This window comes from Mesobacillus sp. QJM3NY_10 (assembly GCF_056173465.1).
The window spans coordinates 2,345,135-2,365,318 of record NZ_CM149675.1; the positions used below are offsets into that span (position 1 = coordinate 2,345,135).

A 20,184-nucleotide genomic window follows, 5' to 3' on the forward strand; every position below is an offset into this window, starting at 1 on the left:
AGTGAAATAGTATGACAGGACATACTGTAAACTTGAAAGTGCACTGGGGTGACACAGATATGGCTGGGATAATCTATTATCCTAACTATTTTAATTGGTTTAATATCGGTAGTCATACCTTATTCGAATCAATCGGAATCCCGCTAAAAGAACTTATGTTTGAAGATAAAATAGCCTTGCCAATTTTGGATGTGGGCTGCAGTTTTCATAAACCTCTCTATTTCGGTGATGAAATAAAAGTAGTGACAAGAGTTACGGAAGTTAGAGAAAAGGTTTTTCGGATGGAACATGAGGTTTACAAAGGCAACGAATTAACTGGAAAAGGGCATGAGTTGAGATCATGGGTACAGTTCAGTCCAGAAGGGAACCTTAAAGCCTGCACTATTCCTGATGATGTGCGATCTAAAATGATGGCTGTAATGCCTGCAACATCAGTTGAGAGGTAAGCATACTCTAAAAATTCAGAAGTTGCTTTGGTAATAAGATAAGAGAGTAAATAGGTCTCCGCACATATTATATGAGTGGAGGCCTTTTTTCATGAGTTTGATTTATAGTACTCATTCTTAGAAGTTATTTTACAAAGTAATCCTTTAGTTTTTATGTCTCTTTGAAATACTGGAATAGAGATGATAAGTCATTTTTCTAAAAGTATATTGAATTTTAAAGTCTAAAAAAATGGATAGAAAAGGAATTTTTGATATTTATAGAGAATAATTAAGATAAGCATATACTCTAGAGGTTATTTTTGACCTTTTTATCGGTAAGGTGACAAAATGTCCACTACAAAAGAACAAATTGAAGTAATCTCAAAAACAATTGAATACATGAAAAAGAATATCGAAGAGGAAATCACCTCTGAAAAATTGGCAGAATTGGCTGGATATAGTCTATATCATTTTACACGAGTGTTTAAGGATGTCACGGGCGTTTCTCCCAGACACTTTCTCTCCGCTTTGAGAATTGAGGCGGGAAAGGAGATGTTGATAGAGCCGTCATCCCGCTCAATTCTCAAAACCTTAATGGATATAGGCTTCCAAAGTTTTGGTACCTTTAGCTCAAAATTCAAGCAATTTGTCGGACTGTCACCCAAACAATTTCAAAACAGTGCAGTGAAACTTCATCGGTTTATTAATGACTACGATGAAGTCAATCTTGAAATTCCTGTTTCTGTAAAATCACCCGCAGTCAGATGCACGCTAGAAGTTCCAGTGTTCTTCAAAGGCTTCATTTTTGTAGGGTTGTTCCCTCGGCCGATACCAGACCAAAGACCAGTGGTGGGAATTGCCTTAAGAGGAACCAAAAAGGAGTGTGTTTTTTCGAAAGTCCCACCTGGAACCTATTATGCTCTGGCAACTGCAATTCCATGGAGCCTTAATCCTCGGGATTATTTTCTGCTATCCAAGAATCTGCGCGGGAAAGCTGACTGCCCTGTTGAAATCTCTGAAAATAATATCTGCAAAGTCCATATAAAGATGCGCGAACCTTTGCCGTATGACCCGCCAATCTTGATTAATTTGCCGAGTCTTTTATTTGAAAAAGATAGCAAACTAGAAGAAAAATAACCTATTATAATGTGTTAATTTTATGAAAAAGGAGTGATTTTAATGTTAAACAAAGTTTGTGTATTGACGATTAAGGTTGGAGACATGGAAAAAGCACTTGAATTCTATACAGAGGTGCTAGATTTTGAAGTGTCCAAGCATTATGGGGAAAATATCGTGTCATTGGTACATAAAGAGGTTCCAGTTGTATTGGAGAAAAGTGACGAAGCCAGCAATTTGGCAGGGCAGAAGGTTTTACTAGGGATCCTTTCTGAGAATATTGATGAAGATGTTGAACGCCTGCGCAAGAAGGGAGCAATGATTCTTTTTGAGGAATCCAAGCCGTGTCCGCCAGGTAGGTACAATGTGATTGAAGATCCATTCGGAAACCAACTTGAGCTTGTGGAGTTTTCGAATTTTAAGTAATTTTTGGAGGCTCCATTAGTTGGCGGTTTCCCATTTGTTCTTGATGAGGTAATCAGAATGAAAAAATTGAAGAACCACCTTCACAGAAGGTGGTTCTATCGCTTTTATTCAGTTGGTTTCTCACCGTTCGCGATATCCGCAGCGTATGGAAGAATTCCTTCCGCTTCGATGCCGAATGTATCGATTTGCTGGGAATGCAGGACAGTGCCGTCTTTATCAAGAACAGCGAAGCCTCGTACTGCTATTGGAGACTCCGGGTCCGACATGTTTGTCTTCTTGATCAATTTTAATTTCTCATCAGAGATGACTGGATAATCAAGTCCCAACTCTTCTTTCATCGCTTTATGTTCCTTTACAGACGATGCGCTTACGGCGTAAATGTTCCCAGGAAACTGGCTGAATGATTCTTTACGGTTCTGCAGCTCGACCAGCTGCGATTTACAGAAGTCTCAACCAACTCCCGTAAAAAAGAAAACCAGCGCAGGCTCTTCCATATTTTCGAAGGATACTTCCTCACCGTTTTCATCAGGCAGGGAAAGGCCTTTTGATTCAGATTTATCTTCAGAACAGCCGCTTAGGAAAGCTCCTATCATTAATAACATCATTAAAAAAGCTAATTTCTTCAAGGTGCACCTCCTTATGTATTTTCTTCCAGTATATATGGTTTTGCTGAAAACTCATTATACCATTTATGAAGAATTTGTATCGAATGGGCAACTCCTTCCTCCTAAATTCCTATTTTTTATAAAAAAGAGCCTTCCATTTAGTTAAAATTCAGAAAATATGTTAAAGTTATAATTAGTAACAGGTCATAATATCTAGTATTTAATTTGGAGGGACTGCTTTGCTGACGAACCACCTGGATTTCCGACTCGAGCCAAGGATAAGAGAACTTTATGAGGAACATAAGAATCGTGCTGAAAAAATCGACTGGGGCTACCATGAATTTTTGCCGTGGGATAAGGCAATGGATTTTAAACGCGTTCCCTGGGATGAAAGCCAGGTCACGTTGCCGACACCGGTTATTACTGCCATTGAAACAGCGCTGCTAACCGAGGTGAACCTTCCATGGTTTACTTCTTATCTGGATCAGACATTTAAGGGATCTTTAACGGTCATCAAAGATTTTGTCCATACATGGACGGCAGAAGAGGACCAGCACTCAAATTTGCTGGAAACGTATCTGTTAATAACCAGAAATGTTGAACCAATGCGACTGCATCAATTACATAAAATGACATTGGAGAATGGCTGGGATCCGGATTTTCATACGCCATTTGAGACGATGGTCTACACATCGATGCAAGAGCTGGCGACGATGGTGTTTTACAATAATGTCGCGAAGGTAGCAGGTCCGCATGATCGGGAATTGGCCACGCTTCTTCGCCGTCTTGCAAAGGATGAGACGCTTCACTACGCATTTTATCGAGATGTAATCAAATACCACCTAGAATTAGAGCCTAATTATTGCTACTACCTGGGCAATGTCATCATGAACTTTAAAATGCCAGGTGCCGTCATGCCAGACTTTGAAGACCGGATGGCCATCATCGCTAAAGAGGCGAATTACGGCCCACTGGAGTATTTCGATCAGGTGCTTGATGTGATTGTCGATTACTGGGATATCGAAAACCTAAGGCCAATAGCCCCAGAAGCTGAAAAGGCTAGGCTGGATATTCTAAATTACCACGCACGATTGAAAAGGGTCAGGGAGAGGTTTTATAAAAATAAATAGAAAAAATGGAACCAGCTAGGTGACTTCTGGTTCCATTTTTATTTCAAAAGGTATTTTCCAATTATTGTAGAAGTAGTCTATAGAAGACATTCAATAAAAGGAGTTCTTATGAATAAGAGAATGCTACTGTTTATCGTCGGTTTGATTATGTACATGGCAGGTATCTATTTATCCACTATTTGGGTGATGACTGGTGCCGCTATCGGTGTTTCAGGCGGCATTTTGATGGGTGCGAGTACATATTTACTCGCATTGAAAAAAAGGCGAGACAGCTAGATTTCAATAGTTGCTCCATCAAAAAATTCACATTTACTTTAGAGACTCGTAATGCTTCTTGAACACTTTAAAAAGCCTTTCATCACCGCCACGATCAGGATGGAGGGCTTTGAGGATTTTCTTGAATTCTTTTTTAACCACCTGGATGTCGGGTTCCTGCTTCAACCCTAACAGTTCTTCCAATTTTGAAGGATCAGTACCGGATGCTTCGATTTGTGCATTTAGCATTTTTTTCAGCGTTCTAACCTTGGATTGCTCAATATGTAATCTTGTGTTCAGCAATTCTAGCTGTTCGTTAAGCAAGTTATTCTCCCGTTTAGAACCTTCCAGCTGTGCGGTGAATTGGTCGTTATACTTTTGTATTATGAAGTCTGTCAGGTCTTTAAGATGGATTTTATACGAAGCATTTCTTCTATTAGCCTGTTCGGCTTTTAAAAGTCCTTCTTCAATCCACATCAAAACATCTTGATCAGTAGCATCTATTCCGTATGAAGTTAACTGTAATGCAGCCTCTTTGATTGTCAGCATCTAATTGCCTCTCTTATATAAAAATAATCAGACAAATCTATCATACCATTGTATTTTTGCAGAAAAAGAACAGAAGTGTGACATTGTGTTACATACAAACCCTCATGCGAAAATAAAATAGAATTATATCGAAAAGGCAGGTGTAAAAAATGGTGTTTAACATGAATGAAGCAATTGAAATCCTGGAGCGGACGCCTGGAACTTTGGAGGCTTTGTTATCAGGATTATCAGAAGGCTGGGTGTACAGCAATGAGGGGGAGGGAACTTGGAATCCTTCCGAAGTAATCGGACATCTCGTCGACGGTGAAAAATACAATTGGATTCCAAGACTTAAAATCATATTGGCGGAAACAGATGATAAATGTTTTCCTGCTTTTGACCGTTTTTCACATTTAACAGACAATAAGCATCTATCGATTGAGGAAAAGCTTAGTGAATTTTCTTCCTTGAGGAAGGAAAGTATCAAGAAACTGAAGGAACTGATCGTTGATGATAAGCAGTTTGTATTGACGGGAGTCCATCCAGAATACGGGGAAGTAGAGGCAAGACAACTAATCGCTACATGGGCAGTACATGATTTAACGCACTTATCGCAAATAACCAGAGTTTTAGCGAAAAGGTATACGAAAGAAGTTGGTCCATGGAAAAGTTACCTGGGGATTTTGAATAAATAATTTGTAAGTATTCATTTTCTAAGTGCTCAAAATTAAGCCCCTGCAGATTTCACAGGGGCTCTTCTTTATCTTATCGCACCGTGCGGCAACACCGCATGCACACCTTTAACCCCGTTTACTACCTGTGTAACTCTCAAATCGACTGTCACACTGGCCAGTGCAAGGGCCTCTGTACGCTCCATCCCATGTAGTTCTCGCAATAGTGAAACCATTTCATCCAGTGCCTGTCCGGCAGCAAGATTTAAGTCTTCATTAAAGCCAAAGGTAACCCAACCAGCTGGCGTGTTAGCCCGCGGCATTTTTAACTGAAGATCCTCTCTGACTGTCAGGGTGATGTCAACCAAGTCCATTGGACACTCAATGGCCGTGCCGGAAACTTCGCCGTCGCCTTGTGCAGCATGTCCATCACCAATTGAAAACAATGCCCCATCAACGGAAATCGGCAAATACAATGTGCTGCCTCTTTGGAGTTCTTTGCAGTCGATATTCCCGCCGCAATAGCGTGGAGGGGATGTATGGTGTACACCTGGTTCTGCTGGTGCGACCCCCATCAAGCCGATAAATGGATTAAGCGCAACATTTAAGGAACGAGAACCAACTTCAGTTCTAGCTGTCATTGTGTCACTGTCCAATTCCCAATCAAGGCGAATTCTCTCAGACCCTGTTAAACCGACTGCATCGTTTTGCCAGCTCTTTTTGCCACCTGCCCAATTTGTGCCGTACCAGCCTGGTACGACATCGTTCAATTTTACCTCTACAACCATTCCGGCTTTTGACCCGCTCACTTCGATCGGCCCAATCATTGGATGGAGAGGAGTCTCTTCCTTTACTGCAGACGTGAAAAATTGTCTCTCAACGCCTTTTGATTTAGAGTAGCCCCATTCAATATCAGGTGTTTGCATGCGAATGCTGTCTCCAGAATTCACCTTAAGGATGGGTTTATATTCATTGCTAAAAGATCCGTGCAGGTTTTCGGATTTTAATTGAATTTTATGAATCATAATTGCAACTCCTTACGCGATTTCATTTTTTACTAACTTGCCAGCTTGCTTCTTTTTAAAAAGCCGTGGGTTTGTTCCAATATAAACACCGGATAGCACGAGGGCTGCCCCGATGGCATGAGCAGCGGTGAAATTTTCACCTAAAAACAGAGTAGCCATTATGACTGCAGATACTGGCATGACATTGATGAAAATCGAGGCCTTTGCGGCGCCAACTTCTTTGATTCCGTTGTAGTACATGACGAACGAGACAACGGTAACCAAAACACTCATATGAATGATGGCAATCCAGGTGGTCCCTGATGCCTGCTGGACATCCTGCCATGATGTTTCTGACAGGGCAAACGGCAGCAGGAAAAGAGTTCCGAAAGCGACGGCGTAGGTGGTAGACTCGACCGAGCTGAACTTCTTCAAAACAATTTTACCAACGACACTGTATAATGCCCAGCTGACGACTGCCCCCATAAGCACAAAGTCGATCGGTTCAAAACCAAGCTTGAACAAGCTCAGCAGGTGTCCCTCGGTTATGATGAAAAAGGCTCCGGAAAGGGCAATCGCCAATCCAACAACATTATTGCGTGTGATGGTTTCTTTTAAAAACAGAGCCGATAAAAGCACAATCAACACTGGATTGGAGGCGATAAACAGCGAGCTTTTGATCACCGGGGCGTGCTTGCTGGCCAGGAAAAAGAAGATATTGTACAAGGCGATTCCTGATAGTCCTAGAACTGCAAACAAGCCATAATCTCTTAAGTTAGGTTTTTGTCGGTGTTTCTCCATCACGAACATAAGAGGAATAAGCAGAATCACCGCGCCAAAAAACCTGAAAAAAGCGACAGTAGCCGGTTCAAAGCTTTGGACAGCATATTTGCCAGCGATGAATGCGCTGCCCCAGGTTGACGTGGCGAAGGTCAACATTCCATATGTAAGCCATAATTTTTTGTTCATTGCATTCCCTTCATTCTTTTAAATTATTTAAATAGTATTGTAGCATTTTTTTCGAAGTGCGAAATAGTTTTTTGAAAATACATGCAAAAAAGAAACTTCCCCGTTGGAGGTACAAATCGCTGGGACTAAATGGTAAAATAGTTCAGAAGGGAGTGATTATATGCCATGGCTTGAATTCTTTTTTCTTATTGTATCGATCCTTGCCATAGTAGCCGCATCTAAGTTCGTTTTAAGGAAAGTATTTAATATAAAAAAAGTGAAAAAGAAGATATTTTCCTATAATCATATCAATCGCACTCACCGCATTGTAGATTGGATGGTCAGAATTACCGCGGCAACTTTATATTTGATTTTCATGTATCGATTATACTTCCATGAATTTTCAGTGAATCTGTTACTTTTTATCATGACCTTGATCATATCATTGGAAAGCTTTGTCCGCGCATTCTTTGAATGGAAATATACTGCTGATCCTAAGCAATCAATCCTGTCACTTGGAGAAGGCGTCATCCTTATTTTGATTGTACTGGGGATCATTCAATTTGATGTGTTGAATAGACTATTTCTGTAAAAACAAGGAGGGCAGTAATGAGACGGAAGAAGATCTCCCTTTTAATGATTGTCTTTTTACTCGTGTCTTTTATAGTCATCTTGTATAACTTCTTAAATCAGCCAATGTATCAAAGCAATACTATGATGATGGTGATAGAAGAAAAGGATCATCACATCGAACCAGGCAAATACCTAAAAATGTGGATAATCGGTACGAATGTTAATGATCCTGACAAAAACAAGGAACGGTTTAAGGTCATGATAAAGGACTCAAATATTTATAATCTTCTTGAGGAAGGCAAGGAATACTTTGTTACCTTTGAAGGTGTCAAAAAGAGAGAAGAAAGCGACTATATCTATACTTTTAGTCAATTAGGCCTTCCGGATGGGACACAAATGCGTGGGGATGGAATAATAGACGAATAGAATTTTTTATATTGAGGTGAATTTTTTGATAGAAAATAAAAGAAATTTTGTCATTGCTATTATTCTGTTTCTTTTTTCAATGGCATTGAATTTTCCTTTTCCTCATGAATATCCAATTGGGCAGGATGTTTTCTCAGCGTTAAATATACCTCTAAAATCTATCAACGGGCTACATTATGTTGGGATTACTTCCTTGACTCTTCTAATTATTAGTCTTTATTTCCTGGGGCGCTCACTCAAAATGTTTCATAACAGAATGGTCCTGATTGCCATTTTGCTTGCGATCTTCCTCCCAATGGAACTTGTCGGAGCTTACCAAAAAACATTGGCCTCAGGTATTAATGCTGTTTACTATGACCGGGACAACAGCCACTGCACCTTCGAAATGAAAAGTGATACCACATTGTCCGCTTCATGCGATTTGCCATTTGAAAATTACAATAATGAAGCCGTCCAATTTAACATTGAATTCTATGAAAAGTACCTATTTGAAGATGAAACACCACTGCTTTCCCTGATGAACGACGGAGGTCCATATAATGTAATGCTAAATGGGAAAGAGAGAGAAGTAGTAACCATTGAAACCGAGATCGATCTTTCCAAATTAGAAGTAGGGTCAATGAGTGGGGAGGCTTGGGCGGTTAATGTCATGATAAAAGATAAGGGGAAAGTTAGGAAGCTGTGAGGAGCAATAAAATATAGCACACATTCAGTTAATTGAATGTGTGCTTTTATTATGTAAAAAAGGTGAAAATTGTCGTTTGTTGGCGCAACTTTAAAGAAATCAAATCGAGTGCGCGAGTACGGAGCTACAATGGTTCAAACTCCATTTACCTATTTAGATAGAAAGCTATTAAAAAAAGTTCCATAAAATTTGTTTTTCTAAAATTTTTTGATTTCTTATACATACACTTCTATAAAAATAATAATTTAACTCTTAAGTTACTGATTTTATCGTATTAAAGCAATGACAAAAGTATTTTAGGATAATTAGAAGTTTATCTATGTCTATCGGTAATTTTATACGGGGATAGTTTTATATTTTAAATATTATAAATATTCTAAAAATAATCTTTACAAACTTTTTAGCCTGTTATATAGTGTTACCAATATCCAGGACCAAGCGAAGGGGTGGTATTTTGATTCAAAGTGTTAACAGTTTACAATCGACATTTTTTACAGAAAAAGTTGTTCTGGTTACTGGTGCAGCGCATGGGATTGGCAAAGGAATCTGCGAAGCATTTCTCAGGCATGGAGCAACAGTAATTGGTACAGACATATTGGATCAAGAACTAGTCGAAGTAAAAACGGAACTTAATGAGTGGCTTAATATGAATAAAAAATCTAACCGTTTTGATACATATACATGCGACATCACAGAAGTGGAAAGTGTGAAACAGTTAGTGGATTACACAATCCAAAAATTTAACAAGATCGATATATTGGTAAACAATGCTGGAGGTGTATGTGGACAAATCCATCAACCAGTAGAAGAAGTAAATCCTGAGCAATGGAGAAAGATATTTGCTGTTAATCTGGATGCCGCTTTTTATACAACAAAGGAAGTTGCTCCTTACATGAAAAAGCAGAATTATGGACGGATCATTAATATCTCAAGTGGAGCAGGCCGCAGCACAAGTCTGACTGGAATCCAGGCATATGCCAGTGCTAAGGCTGGACAGATTGGTTTCACAAGGCAAATGGCTCAAGAACTTGGTCCCTATGGAATAACGGTCAATAACGTAGCGCCTGGATTTGTGATATCAAATCCGTCAACAAAGAAGCAATGGGAAAGAATGACGATGGAGGAGCAAGCAAATCTGGTCAAATCGATCTCGGTTAAGCGACTCGGAGAACCTGAAGATATTGCTCATCCGGTTCTGTTTTTTGCCTCAGACTTTGCAAGCTATGTGAGCGGCCAAACCATTTCAGCGGATGGCGGACAACAACTTTTTTAGGAGGAGTCGAATGGAAATCACAGTGATTGGTGCAGGCGCGATTGGCGGTGTGCTAGGGGCTCATCTTGTGAGAGCGGGCAATAAAGTAACTTTCTGCGATAAAGATTCGGAACATGTTCATGTCATGAATAGCAGCGGTCTTAGAATCGAGGGGCCTGATGAAACCTTTACCGTTGATTGCGATGCCTATACACCAGAACAACTAGTTAAAAAAAAGCCAGTTCTGGATACGGTGTTCCTCTGTGTTAAGGCACAGCATACAAAAGAAGCACTGAAACCATTTATACATCTTGTTGGAGATGAAACCAAAGTTGTTTCTTTCCAAAATGGGTTATGCGAAAACGAGATTGCCAGCTTGATAGGAAGAGATAAAACGATTGGCTGCTTTGTTAATTTTTCAGCGGATTACTTGGAGCCAGGCAGGATCCTTTATGGCGGAGTCGCAGCGCTCTATCTTGGGGAATTGGATGGAAAAATCAGCCAGCGAGTAACTGATCTGCAAAAGGTTCTCGAATGCTGGGGGCCAGCCCAGGTTACGGATAACATTTGGGGCTATCTCTGGGGGAAAATGTCCTACGCTGGACTTTTATACGCGACGGCTTTAGTTGATGAAACAATGGCGGCTGTTGTAAGAACTTCGGAACTTAGGGAAACATTGATGGAACTTTGCTCCGAAATACTGGAGGTTGCAGATAAGGAAGGGGTCAAGCCAATCGGTTTTGATGATTGGGTCCCTGGGCTTGTATACCCTAGAGAGACTCGGGATCAGCAACTTCTCGATAATCAGCTGGAAAAGCTCGCACAAAGAATGGCGGAAAACAAGAAAACAAAAAGCGGCATCTGGAGAGACTTGGCTGTCAGAAAAAGAAAAACAGAGATTGATTCACAGCTAGTCCCTATTTTAGAAATGGGAGCAAACCATCAAGTAGCAATGCCGTTGACGGAATTGCTCGTGACTCTTATCAAAAGGATTGAAACCGGTTCAACACAAATGGATTGGGATCACTTATATAAATTAAAAGGACTATACGAAAGTGGAGAAAAAATATGCAGTTAAATCATGAAAATCTTTCTGATCATGTAGCGAAAATCATAAGGAAAATGATCTTGAACGGGTCATTGAAGCCTGGCGAAAAAGTAAACCAAGCCCAGCTTGCTGAAAGTCTTAATATATCACGTGGCCCGATAAGAGAGGCTCTGAGATTGCTCCAAAATGAAGGGTTAATCAAACATGAAACGAATAAGGGAACGCATGTTTCAACGCTTTCTTCTCAGGATGCATATGAAATATATACACTTAGGGCTTTGCTGGAAGCAAAGGCTGCAAGCCTCGCAATCCCCAATCTAATAGATAAGGATTTTAGCAGACTTGAACTTCTTCTGGAAGAATTCCAGAATGCCATGGATGAGAGGGACTTAGAAACGGAAGCAAGATGTGATATAGACTTTCACAGATTAATCGTCAGTGCTTCCAGGCATAAAAGATTGATCCATATGCACCAGCAGTTGGATACCCAAGTGGGAGCGATGTTTTTAACTGTAGCCAACAAGCTTCCTGCGAGAGCGGCGCTTGTTGTAGAGAACCACAGAAAATTGCTTGAAGCATTGAAGGCAAAGGATACAGATAGAGTCAGCAGGGAGTTTTCCGATCATTATGTTCACGCATTGAATGAACTAAAAGAGGTAAAAGGCCTTCTGACAATATAAAGGTGGTGTTTTTATGTTACTAGAACTGAATGACGTGTCCCTATCTCTTAAGAGAGATGGGAAATACGTAAAAATCTTAGATGGGATTTCTCTTCAGGTTAATAAAGGAGAGACAGTAGGGATTGTAGGTGAGTCAGGCTGCGGGAAAAGCATGACAGCATTATCGGTCATGCGACTATTACCTGAAAAAGCGAAGCTTGAAGGTGTTGTTCAGCTTGATCATGAAAATATCACATCCTATTCAAAGAGGAAAATGGAGAAAATTAGAGGCAATAAAATGGCGATGATTTTCCAGGATCCGCTGACGTCACTGAACCCTCTTCATACTGTAGGCAGACAGATTGAAGAGACACTTATTCTTCATACAGATTTAAATAAGGAGCAGCGGAAACGTAGAGTGATTGAGCTTTTGAATGAAGTAGGATTGCCGAGAGCAGATGAAATTGCTTCCGAATATCCTCATCAATTATCTGGCGGGATGAGACAGAGAATCATGATAGCAGTTGCCATGGCATGCAACCCAAGTCTATTGATTTGTGATGAACCAACAACTGCTCTGGATGTAACCGTTCAAGCACAAATCCTCGATTTAATGAACCATCTTAAAGATGTTAACGAGATGGGAATTATTATGATCACCCATGACCTCGGTGTAGTTGCTGAGGTATGTGACCGCGTTATTGTTATGTATGCCGGCAAAATTGTCGAGCAGGCCAATGTCAAGGAACTATTCATCAATCCTAAACATCCTTATACAAAAGGTCTTCTAGAATCAATACCGAAATTAGGAGTTAAAAAAGCAAAGCTTGGATCCATTCCTGGGATGGTTCCATCACCGGATAAAATGCCGAAGGGCTGTCGTTTCTATGAACGCTGCAGCTCAGCAATGGAAGTATGCAAAGGAACGACACCTCCAATGAGCAGTGTAGGAGAGGACCATACTGCAGCTTGCTGGCTATACGAAGAAAAGGGGGGAGAAATGAATGGCTCTTCTGGAAGTGAAGGACTTGAAGCAACACTTCACAATTAAAAAGGGATTCCTGGGTGAAAAGAAAAAAGTGAAAGCAGTGGATGGTGTAAGCTTTCACATTGAGCAGGGGGAAACGTTAGGGATTGTTGGCGAATCTGGCTGTGGAAAATCAAGTCTGGGCCGTACAATCCTCCAGTTAATAAAACCAACTTCCGGAGATATCTTTTTCGGTGGAAAAAATATCACCCATCTTCCGAGGAAGGAAATGAAGGAATTGCGGAAGGATATGCAAATTGTCTTCCAGGATCCCTATGCGTCATTAAATCCAAGGAGTACTGTCCGTACAATCCTTGAAACTCCGCTTATCGTTCATGGAGTAGGAAATCGACAGGAAAGAAGGAAAGTAGTCGAAGGCCTGATCGATAAAATCGGCATTCGCAAAGACCAGCTTGACCGATTTCCGCACGAATTTTCAGGGGGACAAAGGCAAAGGATCGGCATAGCACGTGCACTCACATTGAACCCGAAATTGATTATAGCAGATGAACCAGTATCAGCTCTTGATGTTTCGGTTCAGTCCCAGGTTCTGAATCTTATGGTGGATTTGCAAAAGGACCTTAACTTAAGCTATATGTTCATTTCTCATGATCTTTCTGTTGTACAGCATATTTCCGACAGAGTAGCTGTTATGTATTTAGGAAAAATAGTTGAAATCGCTGATGTCGAAGAATTGTACAGGAATCCGCTGCACCCTTATACAAAGGCACTGCTGACAGCCGTACCGATTCCGGATCCGACAAAAAAGCGAGACAGAATCATTTTGCAGGGAGACCTGCCAAGCCCTATTAACCCTCCGACAGGCTGTGCATTTCATACACGTTGTCCGGTAGCAACTCCTGAATGTAAAGAGGAATCTCCTGAACTCAGGGAAAAAGCAATGGGTCACTGGGCTTCATGTATTCATGTACATCCTGAGCAGAGTGAGAAGACAAAGATTAATATTTCTTAACTTAAAGGAGGCGGGGTAGGTGGACGCACTTCGTTACACGGTAAAAAGGATTCTGCTCATGATTCCGATTTTAATTGGTATTAGTATTTTGACTTTCTTCATCTCGAATACGATTCCAGGAGATCCAGCTCGTTTGGCGGCTGGTCCATATGCAGATGCGAAGGTAATCGAGGAATTGCAGGAAAAAATGGGCCTTAATGATCCTGTGTATGTACAGTATTTCAATTACATGAAAAATTTGCTTCAAGGAGATCTTGGTAACAGTAACTACTCCCATCAGCCAGTAATGGAGGACATCAAACAATATTTTCCGGCAACTCTTGAATTAACATTCTTCTCGATGTTTATCACGATATTAATCGGAATACCTTTGGGTGTCATAAGTGCGAGCAAGAAGGATAAAGTAGCTGACCAATTTGCAAGGGTCATCGCACTTATAGGGGTGGCGATGCCAGCATTCTGGCTAGGAATCATCTTTCTATTATTCTTCTATCTGAAACTCGGGGTTCTACCCGGTTCAGGACGGTTAGATACTGGCCTGGCTCCACCAGAGACAATTACCGGAATGTATACGATTGACGCATTGCTTACAGGAAATTGGACAGTGTTCAAATCAGCAGTGATCCATTTAATACTCCCAGGCATAACCCAGGCGGCCGTAACCATCGGGATGATTACAAGAATGACAAGATCATCCATGCTCGAAGTTTTAAGAAGCGATTATATCAGAACGGCCTTTGCAAAAGGTGGATCAGAGAAGCGAGTACTTTACGGCCATGCATTGAGAAATGGAATGATGCCGATCATGACACTCCTTGGGATGACCTTTGGCCATTCGCTGGGCGGAAGTGTCCTCGTTGAGTCGGTGTTCTCGTGGCCAGGACTCGGAAAGTATGCGGTCAATGCCATTACATATTTGGATTTTCCAGCTGTTATGGCCGTCACGATCTTAATCGCCGTACTCTTCATTCTCGTTAATCTTATCATCGATATACTCTATCAGGTTGTCGATCCTCGACTTAACTATGATTAACAGCTGTTTACGTAAAAATTATTGTTAAAATCCTAAAGCCGATTTTAACGTGATAAGAAGCCGTTTTGTAGTTCGGAATTAAGTGTGCAGGCTCTTTTCTCATAATTGGCTTTAATTTTGTAAAGAAACAAAGGTCATTCCATCCAATTTTGTAGCCAAAAGCAACAAAGTTAGAGAAAAGAGCCTTGATTAAAAGGAGGCAGTAAAAGTGGGTAGACGGATTTTGCAAAGTCCTTTAACAGTGTTAGGGATTTTCCTGGTAGCAATGATCATTATTCTGGCTATATTCGCTCCATGGATAGCCCCTAGGGATCCTCTGGAGGTAAACCTTGGACAAAAATTGCTGCCGCCAAGTTCAGAGCATTGGTTCGGTACGGATGAAGTAGGTAGAGATATATTAAGCCGAATTATCTTTGGAACAAGAATCTCTTTAAAGATTGGATTAATGGTCGTTTTAATCTCATTTCCAATCGGGACCATCCTGGGAGCCATCGCAGGTTATGTCGGTGGTATGGTGGATCAGGTCATCATGAGGCTTACTGATATTTTTCTCAGCTTCCCAGGAATCATCCTATCAATGTCCATTGCTGCTGCTCTCGGACCATCGATTGAAAATGTCCTGCTTGCATTAGCGATCACCTGGTGGCCATGGTATACAAGGATTGTACGCTCATCAGTCCTGTCAATTAAGAACTCTGAATTTATCGAATCAGCTAAGGCGATCGGAGCTAACCCTTTTAGGATTCTGTTTAAAGAAATCATCCCTAACGCGATTGCTCCTGCAAGCATCCAGGCGAGCCTGGACTTGGGATTCGTTATCCTGGCTGCAGCTGGACTAAGTTTTATCGGCTTGGGAGCACAGCCTCCATCACCTGAGTGGGGAGCGATGCTATCCTCGAGCAGGGAAATACTGCGGGATGCCTGGTGGGCAGCCACCTTCCCAGGTTTAGCAATTTTGCTGACTGTCTTAGGTTTTAACTTATTGGGTGACGGCATGAGAGATCTGCTAGATCCTAAAAATAGGTAATTACAATTCTTTGAAAGGGGTGATTCCTGCCTTTTAAAGCTGTGCAAGTAAAAAATCCATTAAAAATCTGGGGGGAAACAAATGAAGAGGAAGAGTATCTTATTTAAAGTGATGACCATGGCCCTGATTCTGTTACTTGCTTTGACTGGATGTAATAAGTACAACCAAGAGACAACCACTACACCGGCAGAAGGAAAGAATGAAGAAAAGAACGAGTCGCCAGCTGAACCACAGGGTTCTGGAAATCCAGAAGTCTTCAATTTCGCCACCAACCAGGATATACCTCACCTTGACCCACATGGCACTGCTGCTAATACTTCGTTCCGCGTAACTTATATGCTATATGATCGCCTTGTTACTTATGATGGAACAGATACTGAAGTCAAACCTCAACTGGCTGAAAAATGGGATGTTTCCGATGATGGTTTGACTTATACATTCTACTTGAACAAGGAAGCGAAATTCCATGATGGTACTCCTGTAACGGCTGAAGCTGTTCAGTATTCATTCACTCGTGCAATTGATATTGGAAAGTCGGCTGCTGGTCAATTTAAAAAGGTTATCTCAAAGGATAGCTTTGAGATCGTTGATGACCATACAATCAAGATTACTCTTGAAAAGCCATTTGCACCGTTCATTAAAACACTTGGCACTGTGTTCGCCAATATCGTAAACCCAAAGCTTGCTGAAAATCATGGCGATGATCTAGGTGAAAGTTATCTTGCAGATAAGGGCTACGGTTCTGGTCCATACATTCTTGAAAGCTGGGATCGCGGCCAGAAAATAGTTTTAAAAGCAAATGAGAATTACTGGGGAGAAGTACCTAAATTAAAAACGGTCAACATCATGATTGTCAACGAGCCTTCAACAGCAAGATTAATGCTTGAAAAAGGCGAAGTAGATTTGCTCGACTACTCTATGCTATCTCCTGATGTCATGAAACAAATGGAAGGTACAGAGGGGATCGACGTCATCACACAGCCTGGATACCAGATTGACGATATCGCAATTAACATGGAGAAGAAACCTCTTGATAATGTGAAGGTGCGCCAGGCTTTGGCACACGCCGTAAACTACGATTCTATTAATAATGATATTCTTCTTGGAGCTGGTAAGCGTATCGGCGGAATCATCCCTGAAGGAATGTTTGGCTATAACCCTGATGTGAAACAATATGATTTTGACCTTGATAAAGCAAAAGCCTTACTTGAAGAGGCAGGACTCGGAGACGGTTTTGAGACAGAAATCCTGATTTCCGAGAATAATGAAGTACGTAAGAATATTGTTGTCATGATGCAATCAGATTTTAAAAAGATTGGTGTTGAATTGAAAATCAAGACATTGGCTTGGCCGACATTCCTTGAAACTGTCACTTCAGGAGGCCATCAGTTAGCACTGGCAGCATGGACACCGGATTATGCTGACCCGGATTATAACCTTTGGTACTTTGCTCATTCTACTAGTAAGGGCCCAGGCTTTAACCTTGCATTCTATGAAAACAGCAAAGTCGATCAGCTATTGGAAGAAGGCAGAAAGACTGTCGATGAAGGCAGACGTGAGGAAATCTACAAGGAAATCCAGTCAGTCATGAGCGAAGAAGTTCCCTATATCTTCCCTGCACAGCGTCTTGTCCAGGCTACTCAAAGATCCTGGGTAAAAGGGTATGAAATCAACCCGATGAACACATGGTATGTTCCGTTCCAGAAGATGACGAAAGAATAATTCCAGTAAAACGACCGCAGGACTTTATTGTATGCGGTCGTTTTATTCAATCAAATTCAGGAGGAAAAGCAATGTGGAAGTTTTGGAACTTGGGGCGTGGCGCGGTCGATTGCTTCCTGGTAACCGCACCGGTAAATAGGATTGATCCTTTACTGGCAAAAGGTGATGAATGATGAAAAAGGGGTTTGATTTATCGATTTTAGAAGTTGCTGATTTATACAGGCGTAAAGAAATGTCGCCGGTTGAATTTGTGGGAAGTACTTTCGAAAGGCTTAAGGAAGTTGACTTAGAACTGAACAGTTTCATTACGACCTTGGAAACAGAAGCCACACAAGTAGCTAAAGAGGCCGAAGCTGCTTTTTTAAGAAATGAAGTGAAGCATGTTTTATATGGCATTCCATACAGCGTAAAGGATCTTTATTATACACAAGGAGTCAGAACGACGTGCGGGTCCAAGATCCTTAATGAGTACATCCCTGACAACACTGCTCCATTAGTATCAAGGCTGCAAAATTGTGGAGCCATCCTCATTGGTAAAACGAATATGCTGGAGTTTGCTTATGGAATTGTTCACCCGGACCATAGGCAGACAAACAACCCCTGGGATCTGACAAAGACTGCCGGAGGATCTAGCGGTGGTTCTGCTGCATCGGTTGCTGCCGGGATTGGGTTGTTTTCTCTTGGTTCAGATACCGGAGGATCTATAAGAATTCCCGCTTCTTATTGTGGGATTGCAGGGCTTAAACCGACTTATGGCTTGCTTTCACTCGAAGGTCTATTTCCATTATCGCCCTCACTCGATCATGCTGGGCCAATGGCAAAAAGTGCGGAAGATTTAATGGTTGTGATGGATGCACTTGTGCAGGGCTTACCCTCTGAGAAGCTTCCAATCAATAAGAATATCATCATTGGAATCCTGCCAGCCGATAAAATTTCAGATGTTACCTCAGAGGTGTTTAGAATTTATGAAGATGCTTTGAAGCATGTGCATAACATAGGGTGGACTGTGAAGGAAGTCGATTTGAAGTATTTTGATCAGACAGAAGAAATCGTAATGAATGTGCTTTTACCTGAAGCAGCCTTAATTCATGAAAAATGGCTTTCCAGGAAAGAAGAGTATGCTCCTTTAACATATAAACAGATTGAGGCTGGTTTGGTTCATCGATCTCTTGATTACTTGAAAGCGAAAAATGAATTAGTGAGTGCGAGAAAGGATGTGGACGGAGTATTGGAAGACGTGGATTTTCTTCTCATGCCTACGGTTCCTTATCCTGCTCCAGAAGAAGATCCTGCTCTTGAGGAAGATAATGAAATGAAATTTACCGGGTTATTCAATGTTACAGGACATCCAGCCATGACGATTAACGCAGGTTTTACAAAGAATAAGCTTCCGGTTGGACTGCAGCTTGTCGGAAGACGTCTTGACGACAAAAGACTGATTGGAACAGCAGCGAAACTAGAAAAACTGTTGGCCAAATCAATGAAAGGAATCAAAATGAATGTCTGATATTTTAAATTACCTTAAAGAACACAGTAACCATATCACAGACACTTTGCTTAGGTTGACAAAGGCTGAATCTCCATCCCATACAAAGGATCTGGTAGATAAGTGCGGAGAAGTATTGCGGGAGGAATTTGAGAGGTTAGTAGATGGTTCCGTCGAAATGATTGAAAAAACGAAAGTTGGCAATCAATACAAATTTACATATGGAACAGGGGGCGATGGAGGACAGATTTTAGTGATTGGCCACATGGATACAGTATGGGATGAGGGGGCCTTGCCAATAAGGCAGGAAGGAAACCTGCTTTATGGCCCAGGGGTCTTTGATATGAAAGGCGGCCTTACTATTACATTATGGGCATTAAAGGCATTGAGAGAAACGGGTACTCAGCTTAACAAGAAGATCACCTTCCTGGTAACAACAGATGAAGAAGTGGGCAGTACTCATTCGAAGGAAATTATCCTCAAGGAAGCTGAAAAAAGCTCAGTCGTTTTTGTTCCGGAATCAAGCATCGGACCAGATGGTGCAGTAAAAACCGAAAGAAAAGGTGCCGCGCAGTTCCTCATGAAAGTGGAAGGGATTGCAGCGCATGCTGGGATTAATGCATGGGATGGTGCCAGTGCAATCGAAGAGCTGGCTTATCAAATCCTAGATTTGAAAAAGCTTGAAAATCGTGATGAAGGGATTTCGGTGAATGTCGGGGTAGTGAAAGGCGGAACCCGAGGGAATGTCATTGCCAAGGAAGCTGTAGCAGAAATTGATGTTCGCATCACCAAAAAAGCACAGGCAGAAAGGATTACAGAAGCAATCTTGAACAGACCTGTTTTTGTAAAAGGAACAAAGGTCGAGGTTCTTGGGGAAATCGATCGATACCCTCTTGAACGGACGGAGGCTGTGATTCAATTATATGAGGAGTTGAAGGGAATCGCGGCATCACATGGCTACGCTTTGAAAGAAGGTTCTTCAGGCGGAGCGAGCGACGGTAACTTCACTTCAGGGATAGGCATTCCGACAATCGATGGGCTGGGCCCGCTTGGCGATGGAGCGCACACAGAGAAGGAGCATGTTGATTTATCTAATCTCCCATACAGGGCCGCACTTATGGCTGAAATTATCCAGAGATACGCCAACAAATAAAGGGGGTCTGAT

Annotated in this window: 23 protein-coding genes and 1 pseudogene; 19 read left to right on the forward strand and 5 right to left on the reverse strand. The window is 41.4% G+C overall.

Annotated features, from left to right (window positions below):
* Window positions 1-11: 11 nt before the first annotated feature.
* The 3 genes from AC0VX7_RS11830 (at window position 12) to AC0VX7_RS11840 (ending at window position 1,967) form a co-directional block, all read left to right on the forward strand.
* Window positions 12-446: an acyl-CoA thioesterase gene (locus AC0VX7_RS11830; protein ID WP_475428008.1), complete on the forward strand. Its 435-nt coding sequence runs from the start codon at window positions 12-14 to the stop codon at window positions 444-446.
* 327 nt (window positions 447-773) lie between these two features.
* Complete coding sequence (locus tag AC0VX7_RS11835; protein ID WP_475428009.1) at window positions 774-1,562, forward strand: helix-turn-helix domain-containing protein; 789 nt, start codon at window positions 774-776, stop codon at window positions 1,560-1,562.
* 42 nt (window positions 1,563-1,604) lie between these two features.
* Window positions 1,605-1,967 carry a VOC family protein gene (locus AC0VX7_RS11840; RefSeq protein WP_475428010.1) on the forward strand — a complete coding sequence of 121 codons (363 nt, stop codon included), beginning with the start codon at window positions 1,605-1,607 and terminating at the stop codon, window positions 1,965-1,967.
* A 104-nt stretch (window positions 1,968-2,071) separates the two neighbouring features.
* On the opposite strand, the pseudogene AC0VX7_RS11845 reads toward AC0VX7_RS11840, so the two are convergent.
* Together AC0VX7_RS11845 and AC0VX7_RS11850 are read right to left on the reverse strand one after the other, a co-directional pair.
* Window positions 2,072-2,401: pseudogene (locus tag AC0VX7_RS11845) on the reverse strand (redoxin domain-containing protein); the annotation flags it as partial.
* A gap of 15 nt (window positions 2,402-2,416) precedes the next feature.
* Window positions 2,417-2,593: a hypothetical protein gene (locus AC0VX7_RS11850; protein ID WP_215029701.1), complete on the reverse strand. Its 177-nt coding sequence runs from the start codon at window positions 2,591-2,593 to the stop codon at window positions 2,417-2,419.
* 218 nt (window positions 2,594-2,811) lie between these two features.
* Here AC0VX7_RS11850 and AC0VX7_RS11855 point away from each other — a divergent pair, with 218 nt between their 5' ends.
* Complete coding sequence (locus tag AC0VX7_RS11855; RefSeq protein WP_475428011.1) at window positions 2,812-3,702, forward strand: acyl-ACP desaturase; 891 nt, start codon at window positions 2,812-2,814, stop codon at window positions 3,700-3,702.
* Window positions 3,703-3,810: 108 nt separating this feature from the next.
* Window positions 3,811-3,978 carry a hypothetical protein gene (locus AC0VX7_RS11860; protein ID WP_475428012.1) on the forward strand — a complete coding sequence of 56 codons (168 nt, stop codon included), beginning with the start codon at window positions 3,811-3,813 and terminating at the stop codon, window positions 3,976-3,978.
* A gap of 33 nt (window positions 3,979-4,011) precedes the next feature.
* Here AC0VX7_RS11860 and AC0VX7_RS11865 read toward each other — a convergent pair whose 3' ends face one another.
* The gene (locus AC0VX7_RS11865) at window positions 4,012-4,506 is read right to left on the reverse strand and encodes a J domain-containing protein (protein WP_475428013.1); all 495 of its coding nucleotides are present in this window, start codon (window positions 4,504-4,506) and stop codon (window positions 4,012-4,014) included.
* Between the two features lie 149 nt (window positions 4,507-4,655).
* On the opposite strand from AC0VX7_RS11865, the gene AC0VX7_RS11870 reads away from it, so the two are divergent.
* A complete protein-coding gene (locus tag AC0VX7_RS11870) occupies window positions 4,656-5,180 on the forward strand; it encodes a DinB family protein (RefSeq protein ID WP_475428014.1) in 525 nt (174 codons plus the stop codon).
* Between the two features lie 65 nt (window positions 5,181-5,245).
* Here the strand turns inward: AC0VX7_RS11870 and AC0VX7_RS11875 are convergent, their stop codons facing one another.
* Window positions 5,246-6,181, reverse strand: coding sequence for an acetamidase/formamidase family protein (locus AC0VX7_RS11875; RefSeq protein WP_475428015.1), 936 nt, complete (start codon window positions 6,179-6,181; stop codon window positions 5,246-5,248).
* A gap of 12 nt (window positions 6,182-6,193) precedes the next feature.
* Window positions 6,194-7,129: a DMT family transporter gene (locus AC0VX7_RS11880; RefSeq protein ID WP_475428016.1), complete on the reverse strand. Its 936-nt coding sequence runs from the start codon at window positions 7,127-7,129 to the stop codon at window positions 6,194-6,196.
* A gap of 160 nt (window positions 7,130-7,289) precedes the next feature.
* On the opposite strand from AC0VX7_RS11880, the gene AC0VX7_RS11885 reads away from it, so the two are divergent.
* The 13 genes from AC0VX7_RS11885 (at window position 7,290) to AC0VX7_RS11945 (ending at window position 20,172) form a co-directional block, all read left to right on the forward strand.
* Window positions 7,290-7,700, forward strand: a complete 411-nt coding sequence (locus AC0VX7_RS11885; protein WP_475428017.1) for a DUF4181 domain-containing protein — start codon at window positions 7,290-7,292, stop codon at window positions 7,698-7,700.
* 17 nt (window positions 7,701-7,717) lie between these two features.
* Window positions 7,718-8,107: a hypothetical protein gene (locus AC0VX7_RS11890; RefSeq protein ID WP_475428018.1), complete on the forward strand. Its 390-nt coding sequence runs from the start codon at window positions 7,718-7,720 to the stop codon at window positions 8,105-8,107.
* 25 nt (window positions 8,108-8,132) lie between these two features.
* The gene (locus AC0VX7_RS11895; RefSeq protein ID WP_475428019.1) at window positions 8,133-8,792 is read left to right on the forward strand and encodes a hypothetical protein; all 660 of its coding nucleotides are present in this window, start codon (window positions 8,133-8,135) and stop codon (window positions 8,790-8,792) included.
* A gap of 454 nt (window positions 8,793-9,246) precedes the next feature.
* Window positions 9,247-10,065, forward strand: coding sequence for an SDR family NAD(P)-dependent oxidoreductase (locus tag AC0VX7_RS11900; RefSeq protein WP_475428020.1), 819 nt, complete (start codon window positions 9,247-9,249; stop codon window positions 10,063-10,065).
* A gap of 10 nt (window positions 10,066-10,075) precedes the next feature.
* Complete coding sequence (locus AC0VX7_RS11905; RefSeq protein WP_475428021.1) at window positions 10,076-11,122, forward strand: ketopantoate reductase family protein; 1,047 nt, start codon at window positions 10,076-10,078, stop codon at window positions 11,120-11,122.
* Window positions 11,113-11,772 carry a GntR family transcriptional regulator gene (locus AC0VX7_RS11910; RefSeq protein WP_475428022.1) on the forward strand — a complete coding sequence of 220 codons (660 nt, stop codon included), beginning with the start codon at window positions 11,113-11,115 and terminating at the stop codon, window positions 11,770-11,772. Before AC0VX7_RS11905 ends, AC0VX7_RS11910 begins: the two co-directional genes overlap by 10 nt.
* Window positions 11,773-11,785: 13 nt before the next feature.
* Window positions 11,786-12,802 carry an ABC transporter ATP-binding protein gene (locus tag AC0VX7_RS11915; RefSeq protein ID WP_475428023.1) on the forward strand — a complete coding sequence of 339 codons (1,017 nt, stop codon included), beginning with the start codon at window positions 11,786-11,788 and terminating at the stop codon, window positions 12,800-12,802.
* Window positions 12,756-13,751, forward strand: coding sequence for an ABC transporter ATP-binding protein (locus tag AC0VX7_RS11920; RefSeq protein ID WP_215029732.1), 996 nt, complete (start codon window positions 12,756-12,758; stop codon window positions 13,749-13,751). The genes AC0VX7_RS11915 and AC0VX7_RS11920 overlap by 47 nt, the downstream gene beginning before the upstream one ends.
* Before the next feature lie 19 nt (window positions 13,752-13,770).
* Window positions 13,771-14,784, forward strand: coding sequence for an ABC transporter permease (locus AC0VX7_RS11925; RefSeq protein ID WP_475428024.1), 1,014 nt, complete (start codon window positions 13,771-13,773; stop codon window positions 14,782-14,784).
* Between the two features lie 208 nt (window positions 14,785-14,992).
* The gene (gene nikC / locus AC0VX7_RS11930) at window positions 14,993-15,811 is read left to right on the forward strand and encodes a nickel transporter permease (RefSeq protein ID WP_475428025.1); all 819 of its coding nucleotides are present in this window, start codon (window positions 14,993-14,995) and stop codon (window positions 15,809-15,811) included.
* An 81-nt stretch (window positions 15,812-15,892) separates the two neighbouring features.
* Complete coding sequence (locus AC0VX7_RS11935) at window positions 15,893-17,533, forward strand: ABC transporter substrate-binding protein (RefSeq protein WP_475428026.1); 1,641 nt, start codon at window positions 15,893-15,895, stop codon at window positions 17,531-17,533.
* Between the two features lie 169 nt (window positions 17,534-17,702).
* Window positions 17,703-19,040 carry an amidase gene (locus tag AC0VX7_RS11940; RefSeq protein WP_475428027.1) on the forward strand — a complete coding sequence of 446 codons (1,338 nt, stop codon included), beginning with the start codon at window positions 17,703-17,705 and terminating at the stop codon, window positions 19,038-19,040.
* Window positions 19,033-20,172, forward strand: coding sequence for a M20 family metallopeptidase (locus tag AC0VX7_RS11945; RefSeq protein WP_475428028.1), 1,140 nt, complete (start codon window positions 19,033-19,035; stop codon window positions 20,170-20,172). Before AC0VX7_RS11940 ends, AC0VX7_RS11945 begins: the two co-directional genes overlap by 8 nt.
* Window positions 20,173-20,184: the final 12 nt, after the last annotated feature.